At 63.5% G+C, this 14650-nt stretch carries 14 protein-coding genes; 11 read left to right on the top strand and 3 right to left on the bottom strand.

From position 1 onward, the window contains the following. Positions 1-15 precede the first annotated feature (15 nt). Entirely contained in the window at positions 16-1122 is a 1107-nt protein-coding gene (locus ACFPFW_RS13320) for an anhydro-N-acetylmuramic acid kinase (RefSeq protein ID WP_114956789.1), read from the top strand. Between the two features lie 82 nt (positions 1123-1204). Beyond that, on the top strand, positions 1205-2764 hold the full coding sequence (locus ACFPFW_RS13315; protein WP_114956790.1) for an OpgD/OpgG family glucan biosynthesis protein: 1560 nt from the start codon (positions 1205-1207) through the stop codon (positions 2762-2764). Here the strand turns inward: ACFPFW_RS13315 and ACFPFW_RS13310 are convergent. Continuing rightward, on the bottom strand, positions 2761-3702 hold the full coding sequence (locus ACFPFW_RS13310; RefSeq protein WP_114956791.1) for an AEC family transporter: 942 nt from the start codon (positions 3700-3702) through the stop codon (positions 2761-2763). The two genes, ACFPFW_RS13315 and ACFPFW_RS13310, sit on opposite strands and share 4 nt — an antisense overlap. A gap of 15 nt (positions 3703-3717) precedes the next feature. Beyond that, positions 3718-4371, bottom strand: coding sequence for an alpha/beta hydrolase (locus ACFPFW_RS13305; protein WP_114956792.1), 654 nt, complete (start codon positions 4369-4371; stop codon positions 3718-3720). 182 nt (positions 4372-4553) lie between these two features. Between ACFPFW_RS13305 and ACFPFW_RS13300 the strand changes: the two genes are divergently transcribed. From ACFPFW_RS13300 to ACFPFW_RS13265, 8 genes are all read left to right on the top strand, one after another. After that, positions 4554-5726 (top strand): cysteine desulfurase family protein, encoded by a 1173-nt coding sequence (locus tag ACFPFW_RS13300; RefSeq protein ID WP_114956793.1) that lies wholly within the window; start codon positions 4554-4556, stop codon positions 5724-5726. A gap of 88 nt (positions 5727-5814) precedes the next feature. Continuing rightward, the gene (gene sufB, locus ACFPFW_RS13295; protein ID WP_114956794.1) at positions 5815-7290 is read left to right on the top strand and encodes a Fe-S cluster assembly protein SufB; all 1476 of its coding nucleotides are present in this window, start codon (positions 5815-5817) and stop codon (positions 7288-7290) included. After that, positions 7290-7610, top strand: coding sequence for an antibiotic biosynthesis monooxygenase (locus tag ACFPFW_RS13290; protein ID WP_114956795.1), 321 nt, complete (start codon positions 7290-7292; stop codon positions 7608-7610). Before sufB ends, ACFPFW_RS13290 begins: the two co-directional genes overlap by 1 nt. A 50-nt stretch (positions 7611-7660) precedes the next feature. Further along, positions 7661-8413: a Fe-S cluster assembly ATPase SufC gene (gene sufC / locus ACFPFW_RS13285; protein ID WP_114956796.1), complete on the top strand. Its 753-nt coding sequence runs from the start codon at positions 7661-7663 to the stop codon at positions 8411-8413. After that, positions 8413-9720: a Fe-S cluster assembly protein SufD gene (gene sufD, locus ACFPFW_RS13280; RefSeq protein WP_114956797.1), complete on the top strand. Its 1308-nt coding sequence runs from the start codon at positions 8413-8415 to the stop codon at positions 9718-9720. Before sufC ends, sufD begins: the two co-directional genes overlap by 1 nt. A 155-nt stretch (positions 9721-9875) precedes the next feature. Then, complete coding sequence (locus tag ACFPFW_RS13275; RefSeq protein ID WP_114956798.1) at positions 9876-11123, top strand: aminotransferase class V-fold PLP-dependent enzyme; 1248 nt, start codon at positions 9876-9878, stop codon at positions 11121-11123. Positions 11124-11132: 9 nt separating this feature from the next. Next, positions 11133-11510: an SUF system Fe-S cluster assembly protein gene (locus ACFPFW_RS13270; RefSeq protein WP_114956902.1), complete on the top strand. Its 378-nt coding sequence runs from the start codon at positions 11133-11135 to the stop codon at positions 11508-11510. Positions 11511-11634: 124 nt separating this feature from the next. After that, positions 11635-12882: a peptidoglycan DD-metalloendopeptidase family protein gene (locus tag ACFPFW_RS13265; protein WP_114956799.1), complete on the top strand. Its 1248-nt coding sequence runs from the start codon at positions 11635-11637 to the stop codon at positions 12880-12882. Between the two features lie 147 nt (positions 12883-13029). Here ACFPFW_RS13265 and ACFPFW_RS13260 read toward each other — a convergent pair whose 3' ends face one another. Continuing rightward, the gene (locus tag ACFPFW_RS13260) at positions 13030-13893 is read right to left on the bottom strand and encodes an ATP-binding protein (RefSeq protein WP_114956800.1); all 864 of its coding nucleotides are present in this window, start codon (positions 13891-13893) and stop codon (positions 13030-13032) included. 66 nt (positions 13894-13959) lie between these two features. Between ACFPFW_RS13260 and ACFPFW_RS13255 the strand changes: the two genes are divergently transcribed. After that, complete coding sequence (locus ACFPFW_RS13255) at positions 13960-14580, top strand: glutathione S-transferase family protein (RefSeq protein ID WP_114956801.1); 621 nt, start codon at positions 13960-13962, stop codon at positions 14578-14580. Positions 14581-14650: the final 70 nt, after the last annotated feature.

The raw sequence follows: 14650 nt of genomic DNA, 5'->3' as shown, positions 1-14650 counted from the left end.
GAGGAAAGCGAGTCGATGCGCGCACTGGGGATGATGAGCGGGACCTCGCTCGACGGGATCGATTTAGCGGTGCTGGAGACAGACGGAGAGACGATTGCGGCGTTCGGTCCGGTCGCGAGCTTTCACTATGACGGGCATCAGGCCGAGCGCGCGCTGATCTTCGGCGCGATGGAGGATGCGGCCGGACTGACCGACCGTGCGGCGCGGCCAGGCCGGCTCGTCGACGCAGAGGCCGCCGTGACCAGGCTGAACACCGAGGCGATCCTCGCCTTCCTGAAGACTGCCGGCTCCGTCGACGTGATAGGATTTCACGGCCAGACGGTCGTCCATCGCCCCGAAATCGGCCTGACGGTCCAGCTCGGCGACGGCTGGGCCTTGGCGAGGGCCGCCGGGGTGCCGGTCGTGTTTGATTTCCGCGCCGCGGACATGGCGATCGGCGGGCAGGGAGCTCCGTTCGTGCCGGTGTTCCACCGCGCCCTAGTGAAGGCCCTCGACGTTCCGGGGCCAGTCGCGGTGCTCAATCTCGGCGGCGTCGCGAACGTCACCTATCTCGACGGCGATGCGGAGCCGGTCGGCTGCGATGTCGGACCGGCCAATGCATTGCTCGACGACTTCATGCTGACGCGCACCGGGCAGCCGTTCGACGCCGACAGCGCGGCCGCGAATGCGGGCAAGGCCGACGAGACCGCGATAGCCGGTCTTCTCAAGCATGGCTTCTTCGATCAGCCACCGCCGAAATCGCTGGACCGCAATGCGTTCCGCCGTTGGGTCTCCGAGCGGCTGCCGCTCGACCGAATGTCGGTCGAAGACGGCGCAGCAACGCTGACGGCGTTCACCGCGGCGGCGACCATGCGCATCCTGCCGCATCTGCCGCGCCGGCCCATGACCTGGATCGTGGTTGGCGGCGGGGCACGCAATCCGGCAATGATGCGGATGCTCGCCGAACGGCTTGCGCCCGCCGGGGTCCTGACCGGCGGCGAGGTCGGCTGGTCGAGCGATCATGTCGAGGCGCAGGCCTTCGCCTTCCTCGCCGTCCGCTCCCTGAGGGGGCTGCCGCTGAGCTTTCCATGGACGACGGGCGTTCCACAGCCGACCACCGGCGGCGTCATCTGTCTGCCTTGATTGGGGTGGATTTGCACCTCTTTCAGGATATCTAGTCCTGTAATTAGCTGCCCCACCTCAGAATTTGGCCGGAGCTTTCCGCATGGCCGACCTTTCCCGCCGCGAACTTCTGGCCGCAATGGCCGCGCTCGGTTTCGTCCTTCCGCTCGATGCATTCGCGGACGACACCAATCCCGACCTCGAATTCAGCGGCGGCGAGCCGTTCTCCTTCGACAAGCTGGTGGCCGAGGCCGAAGCGCTGGCGAAAGCTCCTTACGTGCCGGAAGTGCCGCGCGCGAAGGACGTTCTCGACAAACTAGTCTACGACGAACACAACCGGCTGCAGTTCAAGCTGGACAAGACGCTGCATGTCGGCAACGACAAGGCGCTGGTCCGGATGTTCCATCTCGGTCACTTCTTCCCGGTGCCGGTGGGCATCCACATCATCGACGACGGGCAGGCGAAGCGGCTTCTCTACAAGCCCGACTTCTTCACGATCCCCTCGGACAGTCCGGCGAAGGAATTGCCCGATGATATCGGCTTCGCCGGTTTCCGGGTGATGGAGCCGGGCTCCGAGCGCGATTGGCTCGCATTCCTCGGTGCCGCCTATATGCGCTCGTCGGGCGAACTCGATCAGTTCGGCATGTCGGCACGGGCGCTCGCGATCGATGTCGCGATGCCGACGCCCGAGGAGTTTCCTCGCTTCACCGACTTCTATTTCGCGCCGTCCGAAACCGGCGGCGCGCTGATGCTCTATTGCAAGCTCGACAGCCCCCGTGTCGCCGGCGCGCTTGCGATGGACATTTCCAAGAACGGTGTCGTGGTGATGGACACCAAGGCCCGCTATTTCGCCCGCGAATCCGTCGGCCGGTTCGGCATCGCCGCTCTGACCTCGATGTTCTGGTATTCCGAGACGACGGGCCCCCGTGGGGCGGACTGGCGGCCGGAGGTGCATGACTCGGACGGTCTGGCAATGCTGACGGGCCACGGCGACCGGCTATGGCGGCCGCTGAACAATCCCGAGCGGGTGATGACGTCGAGCTTTTCGGACAATGCGCCGAAGGGATACGGCCTACTTCAGCGCGACCGGAATTTCGAGAATTACGAGGACGACGGCGTCTTCTACGAGCGCCGCCCAAGCGTCTGGGTCGAACCACTTGGCGATTGGGGTCCGGGGCAGGTTCAACTCGTCGAAATTCCGACCGACGATGAGATCCACGACAACATCGCCGCCTATTGGCTGTCGGCGAAGCCGGTAAACAAGGGCGATGCGATCGCCATCGACTACAAGCTGAGCTGGGCGAAGGACGAGCCGCCGACCCTTCTAGGCCGGACGATCGCGACCCGCATCGGCCGAGGCGGCATTCCCGGCCAGCCTCGTCCTCCCGGTGTGTTCAAGATCGTCGTCGACTTTGCAGGCCCGATGATCACGGCGCTCGGCAAGAGCGCGAAGGGCGTCGAGGCCATGGTCAGCGCATCGTCCGGTACGGTCGCGAACGCGACCGCCTATTCGAACAAGGCGGAGGACAGCTGGCGCGCGATTTTCGATTTCACTGCGGCGGGTCCTGACCCGGTCGAGATGCGGCTGTTCCTGAGCAAGGACGGCGTGCCGGTGACGGAGACGTGGCTCTACCAATTCCTGCCGGTGAAGAAGCCGGCCTAGCCGGTGTGGCCGCTGACATAGAGCAGCGCGGAGATCGTCAGGACCGAAGCGAGCGTCGAGTAGAGGATCGTATCGGCGGTGACCGCCGCGTCGCGCTTGTAATATTCCGCGAGCATGAATGGGCCGGTGCCCGTGGGCAGGGCGGAGATCAGGATCGCCGTGTCGGCCGTGACCTTTGGCAGGTCGAAGGCGTGATAGGCGAGCACATAGGTCAGCGCTGGCTGCACGAAGAGCTTCAGCAGCGTGAGCAGGATGGCTCCGGCGCGGTCCTTGTCGACCGCTGCGCGTTCGGCGGCGAGAAATAGACCGAGAGCGACAAGCGCGCACGGACTGGCGGCCGCGCTGAGAAGGTCGAGGAAAGTGTCGGCTGCTTTCGGGAGCGGCAGGCCGGAGGCTGCGAAGGCAATGCCGATGGCCGGCGAGACGACGAGCGGGTTCTTGATCAGCGAGCGGGACACCGCCAGCGCCATCCGGCCCGGATGCCGCTCTGTCTGGATGCCGATTTCGAGCAGGACGATGGCCATCGCGAACATCACGCAGGCGGTGGTGATCGCCGCTATCGTGACGACGGGAAAGCTCTCGGCACCGAACACCAGGAAGCAGAGCGGGAAGCCCATATAGCCCGCATTCGGATAGGCGGCGTCGAGGCCTTCGACGCTTGCATCGGCGAGCCCCTTCTTTCTCATCCTGATCAGGATCGTCGCGAAAAACAGGATGAAGCAGGAAAGGCCGAACACGACCATGAAGCCGGGCTGATAAAGCTCGTCCCAGCTGGCATGGACGGTGATTTTAAGGAACAGAGCCGGCAGGCCGAGCCAGACGACGAAGCGGTTCAGTTCGGTCAGCGCCGCCGGTCCGAGGATGCCGGTCCTGCGGCAGATGAAGCCCGCGAGAACCAGCCCGAAGATCGGTAGAACGACCGACAGCGTCGCGAGCATGCCGGTCGTGTCCGATCAGGCGGCGGTGGAGTTCCGCCCGAGGCGCTTGTCCAGGTAACCGCTGCAGCTGGCCATCAACTCGTCGGTCTTGCCGTCGAAGAAATGGTTCGCGCCCGGAATGATATCCTGGTCGATGATGATGCCACGCTGGGTCTTCAGCTTGTCGACCAGCGCCTGGACATCCTTCGGCTGCGCCACTCGATCGACGTCGCCGTGGACGATGAGGCCGGAAGACGGGCAGGGGGCCAGGAAGGTGAAGTCGAACTTGCCGGCCGGCGGGGCGACCGAAATGAAACCCTCGACCTCGGGACGGCGCATCAGGAGTTGCATGCCGATCCAGGCACCGAAGGAGACGCCAGCGACCCAACAGGCGCGCGCGTCGGGATTGATGCTCTGCGCCCAATCGAGCGCGGACGCCGCGTCCGACAGCTCGTCCTGGCCGTGATAGATGCCCTGCGACCTACCGACGCCGCGGAAATTGAACCGCAGGACTGAAAAGCCGCGCTCGGCGAACATATAATAGAGCTGGTAGACGATGGGGTTGTTCATCGTCCCGCCGAATTGCGAATGCGGATGCAGCACGATACCGATCGGCGCATTCCTCGTCTTCGAGGGATGGTAACGGCCTTCAAGGCGGCCGGCAGGGCCGTTGAAAATAACTTCAGGCATAGGACGTTCGTCTCGTTCTCATGTGCCGCGCGATTGTGACGGCTTGACTCGCGGCGGTGATTGGCCGAAGTGCTAGAATAGTTCTAAGGGTTTGTCGCCCGCTTTCGGGCGCCACTCCGTTCTCATATCATGCGGGGCATGCCTTGGCGCAAGTTCAACTTGGCCTGGTGTGCGGCAGTCCGATGACGATGACTCGAATATATCTGGATCATAACGCGACGGCGCCAATCCGTCCGGAAGCGGCCCGTGCGGTGGGCCGGGCGCTGGTTCAGGGCGGAAATCCGTCCTCCATCCACACCGAGGGCCGCAAGGCACGCGCGACGATCGAACGCGCCCGCGAAGATGTGGCGGCGCTCGTCGGCGCACAGCCGAAGAACGTGTTCTTCACCAGCGGTGCGACCGAAGCGCTCAATCTTGCGCTGACGCCGTCGCTGCAGGCTGGCTGCGATGCCAGGCCCTGGCGGCTCTACGTGTCGGCAACCGAGCACGCCGCCGTTCTGATGGGACATCGCTTCCCGGAGGATGCGGTCGAGATCGTGCCGGTGAAGCCGAACGGCGTCATCGACCTCGATGCGCTCGCCAAGGCGCTTGAGCAGCACGAATACAGCCGTCCGTTGCTCGCGCTTCAGATCGCCAACAACGAGACCGGCGTCATTCAGCCGGTGAAGGCGGCCGCCGAACTGATCCACGGCCGTGACGGCCTCGTCGTCAGCGACGCGGTGCAGGCGGCCGGCCGTATGCCGGTCGATATAGAGACCTGTGGCGCGGACCTGATCGCCATCTCGGCGCACAAGATCGGTGGTCCGTCGGGCGCTGGTGCGCTGATCCGCAGGAAAGAGGCGATCCATATCGGCGAGCCGCTCGTGCGCGGTGGCGGCCAGGAAAAGGGTCTTCGCGCGGGCACGGAGAACCTTGCTTCGATCGCCGGCTTCGGTGCGGCCGCGGAGGCGATTCGCCGTGATCTCGCCGCCGATGTCTCCCGGCTTGAGAGCCAGCGTGAGCGTCTGGAAAGCGGCATCTTCGGCATAGCCCAGGACGTGGTCGTGTTCGGGGCCGCCGCCGAGCGCATTCCGAATACCGTGGCCTTCGCGGTTCCGGGCGTGGTCGCGGAGACGGCGTTGATCTCGTTCGACCTCGCCGGCGTCGCGATCTCGTCCGGATCGGCCTGTTCGTCCGGTAAGGTAAAGAACTCGCACGTCCTTGACGCCATGGGCGTGAAACCCGACATCCGTGCATGCATGCTGCGGGTCAGTCTCGGCTGGACCACATCCGACGCGGATATCGAGCGTTTTCTTGAGGTTTTTGCGCAGCTTCGTGCTAACACTTCCGTAGCTGGAAAAGTTCTAGCTGCGTAATTTCGTATTTCGCGGGGTCTGACCGTGGAATACGCACATACAGACCCCGAACCCGCGGTCCTTGAAACCGCTGTGGAAGGAGAGGTTCATGCCGGCCGTCCAGGAGACGATCGACCAGGTACGTCAAATCGACGTCGATCAGTACAAGTATGGCTTTGTCACGGACATCGAGTCCGATCGGGCCCCTCAGGGGCTTTCGGAAGATATCGTCCGCTTCATTTCCGCCAAGAAAAATGAGCCGGAATGGATGCTCGAATGGCGTCTCGACGCCTATCGCCGCTGGCTGACTATGCGGGAGCCGACCTGGGCCAAGGTCGAGTACGCGCCGATCCCTTATTCGGATCTCTATTACTATTCCGCGCCGAAGAGCTCGCCTGGGCCCAAGAGCCTGGACGAGGTCGATCCGGAGCTGCTGCGCACCTACGAGAAGCTCGGTATTCCGCTCCGTGAGCGCGAGATCCTCGCCGGCGTCGAGGGCGCGGGTTCGCGCGTCGCCGTCGACGCGGTGTTCGATTCGGTTTCGGTCGCGACGACGTTCAAGGCGGAACTCGCGAAGGCCGGCGTGCTGTTCATGCCGATCTCCGAAGCGGTGAAGGAACATCCGGAGCTGGTGAAGAAGTATCTCGGCTCGGTCGTTCCGGTCACCGACAACTTCTTCGCGACGCTGAACTCGGCGGTCTTCTCCGATGGTTCATTCGTCTACATCCCGCCGGGTGTTCGCTGCCCGATGGAGCTGTCGACCTATTTCCGCATCAATGAGCGGAACACCGGACAGTTCGAGCGCACTTTGATCATCGCCGACAAGGGCTCCTATGTGAGCTACCTCGAAGGCTGCACCGCGCCGATGCGCGACGAGAACCAGCTTCACGCGGCCGTCGTCGAGTTGATCGCGCTCGAAGACGCCGAGATCAAATACTCGACTGTCCAGAACTGGTATCCGGGCGATTCCGAGGGCAAGGGCGGCATCTACAACTTCGTGACCAAGCGTGGCGACTGCCGCGGCGATCGCGCGAAGATCTCGTGGACGCAGGTCGAAACCGGTTCGGCGATCACCTGGAAATATCCGAGCTGCATCCTGCGCGGCGACAATTCGGTCGGCGAGTTCTACTCGATCGCTATTTCGAACGGCATGCAGCAGGTCGATTCCGGCACCAAGATGATCCATCTCGGCCGCGACACGACCTCCAAGATCATCTCGAAGGGTATCGCCGCGGGTAAGTCGCAGAACACTTATCGCGGACAGGTCTCGGCGCATCGCAAGGCGAAGAACGCTCGCAACTTCACGAACTGCGACAGTCTCCTGATCGGCGATCAGTGCGGCGCGCACACCGTGCCGTATATCGAGGCGAACACCGCCTCGGCGACGTTCGAGCACGAGGCGACCACGTCCAAGATCGCCGAAGACCAGATGTTCTACTGCCAGCAGCGCGGTCTCTCGGAAGAAGAGGCAGTGGCGCTGATCGTGAACGGCTTCGTCAAGGACGTGCTGCAGCAGCTTCCGATGGAGTTCGCCGTCGAGGCGCAGAAGCTGATCGCGGTCAGCCTCGAGGGCTCCGTGGGCTGATGCCCGTCAAGCGGATCTGGCATGGCTGGACCACGCCGGAGAATGCCAACGCCTACGAGACGCTGCTGAAGACTTTCGTCTTCCCGAGCATCGAGGCGAAGAAGGTGGCGGGATACAGGTCGATCGAGCTGTTACGCCGCCCGCTGGAGGACGAGGTCGAATTCATCACGGTGATGACCTTCGACGATCTCGACTCGGTGAAGGCCTTCGTCGGCGAGGATTACGAGACGGTCTACGTGCCCGACAGGGCGCGGGCCATTCTGAAACGCTTCGACGATCGCTCGCAGCACTACGAGTTGATCGAAACGAGACACTACTGAGAAATACCGGTTCGCAGCGAGAGCTCGCCGGTCGAGACGAGGAACTGAACATGCTGTCGATCAAGAACCTGTACGCCCGTATCGAGGACAATGGGCAGGAGATCATCAAGGGCCTCAATCTGGAGGTTCCGACCGGTCAGGTCCATGCGATCATGGGTCCGAACGGCTCGGGCAAGTCGACGCTCTCCTATGTCCTGGCCGGCAAGGAAGATTACGAGGTCACCGAGGGTTCGGTCGAACTCGACGGCGAGGACCTGCTCGAACTCGAAGCCGACGAGCGCGCCAACAAGGGCGTCTTTCTCGCCTTCCAGTATCCGCTGGAGATCCCGGGCGTCGGCACGATGACCTTCCTCAAGGCCGCCCTCAATGCCCAGCGCCGCGCCCGCGATGAGGGCGAGATCTCGACCCCTGACTTCATCAAGATGGTTCGCCAGCATGCGAGCGATCTCGGCATCGACCAGGATATGCTCAAGCGTTCGCTGAACGTCGGCTTCTCTGGCGGCGAGAAGAAGCGCGCCGAGATCCTCCAGATGTCGCTGCTCCAGCCGAAGCTCGCGATCCTCGACGAGACGGATTCGGGCCTCGACATCGATGCGCTGAAGGTCGTCTCGGACGGCGTGAACCGTCTGCGTTCGCCGGACCGTTCCTTCGTCGTGATCACGCACTATCAGCGCCTCCTGAACTACATCAAGCCGGACGTCGTCCACGTGATGTCAAAGGGCCGGATCGTCCGTTCGGGCGGCCCGGAACTCGCGCTCGAGCTCGAGAAGAACGGCTACGCCGAGTACGTGGAGGCCGCCTGATGAACACGGCGGTTCGCCCCATCAAGACGGCGGCCGAGAACGCGCTTGTCGAGCAGTTCACGGCGGCCAAGGCTCGCCTTCCGGGCAACCGGGATGCGCGTGAGAAGGCATTCGGCGCGGTTGTCGAAGGCCTCCCGCATCGCCGCGTCGAGGAATGGAAGTACACCGATCTGCGTGCGCTGATGCGCGACGCGAAACCGCTCGCCGACCTGCCGACTGACGCGCAGGTCGCGGCCGTCGATCGCAAGCGCGTCCTGACCTCGTTCGACGCATCGAAGATCGTCTTCGCGAATGGCAGCCTGATCGAGAGCCTGTCCGATCTCGGCAAGCTGCCGGCTGGCGTTGAAGCCGTGTCGCTGGCCAAGGCCTATGCCTCCGATCTTCCGCTGCTGGCCCGCTTCGGCGAGGCCGAGGCACCGGAGGACAATGCCGCGATCGCGCTCAATACCGCGTTCGTTTCCGACGGCGTCCTCATCAGGATCGCGGCCGGCACGAAGGTCGACCGGCCGCTTCATCTGGCGTTCGGCCAGGATGGCGAGGGCCATGCGTCCTATGCGCGGATCCTGATCGTGGTCGAGGACGACGCCAAGGTCGAGATCGTCGAGAGTCATTTCGGCGAGGGTCATCACCAGACCAACTCCTATGTGGAGCTTCTGGCCGGTGACCGGACCGACATCAACCTCATCAAGCTGCAGGCGGAATCGCTCGACACCCAGCATCTCGCCACTCTGGCGATCAAGCTCGGCGCCGAATCCTCGCTCCAGACCGTCGCCGTCGCGCGCGGCTCTGACGTCGCCCGCCAGCAGGTCTTTGTGAAGTTCGAGGGCGACAACACCAAGGCGTCGCTGAATGGCATCTCGCTGTCCGGCGCGCGCCGTCATCTCGACACGACCTTCTTCGCCGATCACGCCAGCTATGGCTGTGAGAGCCGCGAACTGTTCAAGTCGGTGCTGGACGGCGATAGCCGGTCGGTGTTCCAGGGCAAGATCCTGGTCCGCCAGAATGCGCAGAAGACCGACGGCCGGATGATGAGCCGGGCTCTGATGCTTTCGGAAGGCTCGGAAGCCGATCTCAAGCCGGAACTCGAGATCTACGCCGACGACGTCCAGTGCGCGCACGGTGCGACCTGCGGCGCGCTCGACGAAGACCATCTGTTCTACCTGATGGCCCGCGGCATTTCGAAGATCGACGCACAGGCCATCCTGGTTGAGGCGTTCGTCGGCGAAGTGCTCGACATGGTCGAGGACGAAGGTCTGAAGGACGCGTTGGCGGTCGTGACCAACAGCTGGCTGATGGCACGGGATTGATGGTTGCCTCTCCCAATGGGAGAGGTCGGCTCATCGCGGCAGCGATGGCCGGGTGAGGGGACAGACTTATCGAGGGGACATACCCCTCACCCCGCTCAAACCTGCCGGTTTGAGTCGGCCCTCTCCCCTGGGGAGAGGGTTGGAAAGGCCGAGTTATGAACGCACCTGTCCTGACCAAGACCATGGGCTATGACGTCGAAACCGTGCGCCGCGATTTCCCGGCGCTGTCGCTCGACGTGCACGGCAAGCCGCTCGTCTATCTCGACAACGGTGCCTCGGCTCAGAAACCCAATCAGGTGCTCGACGCGATCCGCCATTCCTACGAGGCGGAATACGCGAACGTTCATCGCGGACTTCATTACCTCGCGAACGCAGCGACCGAGGCCTACGAAGGTGCGCGCGAGGCCGTACGCGGCTTCATCAACGCCGCCTCGACAGACGAAGTGATTTTCACCCGTTCCGCGACGGGAGCGATCAATGCCGTCGCGTCAAGCTTCGGCCGTATGGCCATCGGACCCGGCGACGAGGTCGTCGTCTCGATCCTAGAGCACCACTCCAACATCGTGCCGTGGCACTACCACCGCGAACGGAACGGCGCGGTCCTCAAATGGGCGCCGATCCAGGACGACGGCACATTCGATCTCGACGCCTTCGAAGCGCTGCTCGGGCCGAAGGTGAAGATCGTTGCACTGACCCATATGTCGAACGTCACGGGTACGATCACGCCGGTGAAGGACATCATCCGGCTTGCCCATGCGCGCGGGATTCCCGTCCTGCTCGACGGCAGCCAGGCGATCGTCCACATGCCGGTCGATGTGCGCGACCTCGATGTAGACTTCTACGTCTTCACCGGTCACAAGCTTTACGGCCCGACCGGCATCGGCGTGCTCTACGGCAAGCGGGAATGGCTCGAAAAGATGCCGCCCTATGAAGGTGGCGGCGAGATGATCCGCGACGTGACCACGGACACGGTCACTTACGCCGGCCTGCCCAACCGCTTCGAGGCCGGCACGCCGCCGATCGTCCAGGCGGTCGGTCTCGGCGCCGCGATCAAATATGTCGAGGCGCTCGGCCGTGAGAACATCTACGCCCACGAGCTTCGCCTGCGCGACTACGCCCACAAGAAGCTGGGCGCGATGAATTCGGTCAGGATTTTCGGCACGACGGAGCAGAAGGGCGCGATCGTCTCCTTCCAGCTCGAAGGCGCGCATGCCCATGACGTCGCAACCGTGCTGGACCGCCAGGGCGTCGCGGTGAGGGCAGGGACGCATTGCGCCCAGCCGCTTCTGCAGCGTTTCGGCGTGACCTCGACCTGCCGTGCAAGCTTTGGCCTCTACAATACCGAGGCCGAGATAGATACATTGGCTGTAGCGCTTGAGAAGGCGCACAGCCTGTTCTCGTGAGACCCGATGATGAGTGATACCGCCTCCGCGACCCCGAATGCTGCCGAGCTGAACGGGCCGTCGACCCTGCCGCCCGAGGAACTCGATCAGCTGGCGCAGGACATCATCGGCGCGCTCAAGACCGTCTACGATCCGGAAATCCCGGTCGACATCTACGAGCTCGGCCTAGTCTACAAGATCGACGTCAGCGATGATCGCGATGTCGCGATCGACATGACGCTCACGGCTCCGGCTTGCCCGGTCGCGGCCGAGATGCCGGCTTGGGTCGAGAACGCGGTTGGCGCCGTTCCCGGCATAAACGGCGTGAAAGTCAGCATGACTTTCGAGCCGCCATGGGACCAGAGCCGCATGTCGGACGAGGCGCGCGTCGCGCTCGATATGTGGTGATCCACGGCGTGGTGAATCCCCGGCAAAAATAACCCGGCACTTTTTGCAACCCGGCAACCCTCTGTTTACCGAAAGCGGGCTTACTTACACAGAATATGTGTCCTGTTGTGTGTGAGTAGGTGCGATGCGTCAGGCGGTTTCTGCCCGTATACGGCCCAGCATTCGGTTCTCTGTCCTTGGTTTCGTGGCTCTCGCCGCCTCGGCCTGCAGCCAGACCGACCGCTTCGACGATCCCTTCTCCAATCCGTTCAGCAAGGAGCCGAACTATACCGGCTCGGTGAACAGCGCGCCGTCGGGCTCGGTCAGCTCGCAGCCGCTGCCTCCGCCCTCTGGTGGCGGATACCAGCCTTCGTCGAGCTACGGCTATCAGCAGCCGTCGAACTATCAATCGAACTACGCTCCGGCTCCCGCGCAGGCCTATCCGCCTTACCGCGCGCCGGCGCCGCAGCCGAACTATCAGCAGCAGTCCTACCAGCAGCAATCGCCGCAGCCGCAGCAATCGGGCTATCAGCAGGCGAGCTATAGCCAGGCCGCCGCTCCGGTTCGCGCGAACTCCAACAATAATCAGGCCTGGTATCCGAACGGCCAGCAGCAGGCCGCCGCGCAGAAGCCGGTTGCTCCGCCGCGTTCCGTCGTTGCCGCCAAGCCGCCGATCGCGACAGATGGCGTGCATACGGTTCAGCCGGGCGAAACCCTGTTCTCGGTCGCTCGCACGCGCGGCGTTCCGGCCGGTCAGCTCGCCGAGGCGAATGGTTTCGGTCTCGATCACAGGGTCCGTATCGGCGAGAAGCTGAGGTTGCCGCAGGGCAGCACGATGAAGCTCGCAGCCGCTCCCGCGCCGATGATGGCCGCGCCTGCCAAGCAGATGCTGCAGCCCGCTCCGGTGGCTGCTCCCCTCGACCAGCCGAAGATGGAGAGGGTTGTCGCCACTGCCACGCCGAAGCCGGTCGTGGCCGTGGATGACGACGAGCCGCGTTCGCAGACGAGCGGCGGCACAGACTTCCGCTATCCGGTCCGCGGCCGTATCATTTCCGGCTTCGGTTCGAAGCCGAATGGCTCAACCAATGACGGCATCAACTTCTCGGTGCCGGAGGGCACGCCGATCAAGGCAGCCGAGGGCGGCGTGGTTGCCTATGCCGGTAACGAGCTGAAGGGCTTTGGCAATCTGGTCCTCATCCGCCATGCCGGGGAATGGGTCACGGCCTACGCCCACGCCAGCGAGATCATGGTCAAGCGTGGCGACGTCGTCCGTCGGGGTCAGGTGATCGCCAAGTCCGGCGCGACCGGCAATGTCTCGGCTCCGCAACTGCACTTCGAGGTCCGCCGCGGCGCGACCCCGGTCGATCCGATGGATCACCTGCCGCAGGGTTGAGGTTTGTCTCTCCCGTTTACGGGAGAGGTCGACTCGCGAAGCGAGCGGGTGAGGAACATGATTGCAGCAACGAGCATCGTGCTTGCCCTCACCCCGGTGCGTTGACACGCACTCGACCCTCTCCTGCTTCGCAGGAGAGGGAGAAGATCACCCCACCTGCTTGCCCAGTCGCCCGGCCAGATCGAGGATGAACTGCCAGGCGGTGCGGCCCGAACGTGAGCCGCGTGTCGTCGACCATTCCAGCGCCTCGGCACGGAGATCGCTCGGCGAATAATCCAGCCCGTATTCCATCGCATAGGCGCGGATCATCGCCAGATAATCGTCCTGGCTGCACGGGTGGAAGCCCAGCCATAGGCCGAATCGATCCGACAGCGAGACCTTCTCCTCGACTGCTTCGCCCGGATTGATCGCGGTCGAACGCTCGTTCTCGATCATGTCGCGCGGCATCAGGTGCCGGCGGTTCGAAGTCGCATAGAGAATGACGTTATCCGGACGTCCCTCGATGCCGCCTTCCAGAACGGCCTTCAGCGCCTTGTAGGAGCTGTCGCCGATGTCGAAGGAGAGGTCGTCGCAGAACAGCACGATGCGATGTGGTGCGCTGCGAAGGAGGTTCATCAGCTCTGGAAGCGTCTCGACATCCTCACGATGGATTTCGACCAGTTTCAGCGGCTTCCCGGCACTCGCGTTGATATGCGCGTGGATCGCCTTCACGAGCGAGCTCTTGCCCATACCGCGCGCACCCCAGAGGAGGGCGTTGTTGGCCGGGAAGCCGTTGGCGAAGCGCTCGGTGTTCGCGAGCAGCGTGTCGCGGTTGCGGTCTATGCCCTTGAGAATGCCGATATCGACGCGTGAGACCTTGGCTACCGGCATGAGGTTGCGCCCGGCGGCCTGCCAGACGAACGCGTCGGCGGCGGAAAGATCGGCCGGCTTGGCCGGCGGCGGCGACATGCGCTCCAGAGCATCGGCAATGCGATTCAGCGCATTGGACAGAAAGGCGGGTTGTTCAGTCATGCGGATCGGATTAGAGCCACAGGCAGCTGAAGTCCATGACCCAAAAGTGGACCGCCTGGAGGGGAAATGCTGAAGATCTGGGGACGTGCTAACTCCGTCAACGTCAAGAAGGTCATGTGGTGCGTCGGCGAACTCGGCATTCCGCACGAGCGCGTCGATGCGGGCCTCGCCTTCGGCATCAACAACACGCCGGAGTTCAAGGCGAAGAACCCGAACGGTCTCGTGCCGCTCATCGACGACGACGGCTTCATCCTCTGGGAATCGAATGCGATCGTCCGCTATCTCTCGGCGAAGTACGGCAGCGGCTCGCTCTGGGCGAGCGATCCGGCGGTCCGGGCCATGGGCGACAAATGGATGGACTGGCCGACCTCGACGCTCGTGCCTGAATTCCGCAAGGTCTTCCACAACATCGTCCGCCGTCCGCCGGCAGAGCGCGATCATGCCGAGGCAGCGGAAGGAATCGCCGCCTGCAGCAAGCTGTTCGCCATGGTTGATGGTGCCCTGTCGACGCAGCCCTATCTATCTGGTCAGGCTCTCGGAATGGGCGACATCCCGCTCGGCTGCTTCGCCTATCTCTGGCTCTCGATGCCGATCGAGCGCCCGTCCATGCCTCATCTCGAGGCCTGGTACGGAAAGCTGAAGGAGCGCCCCGCCTACCAGTCTGGCGTGATGACGCCGCTTTCCTAGGTATCAGTACGTCCCGGGAAGTCTCGTTTGCTTTCCGGGGGTCTATCGCTATAGTCCCGGCCGCTTCGCA

This window comes from Flaviflagellibacter deserti (assembly GCF_042652085.1).
GTDB lineage: Bacteria > Pseudomonadota > Alphaproteobacteria > Rhizobiales > Methylopilaceae > Flaviflagellibacter > Flaviflagellibacter deserti.
This window is presented reverse-complemented; position numbering and strand designations above follow the sequence as displayed.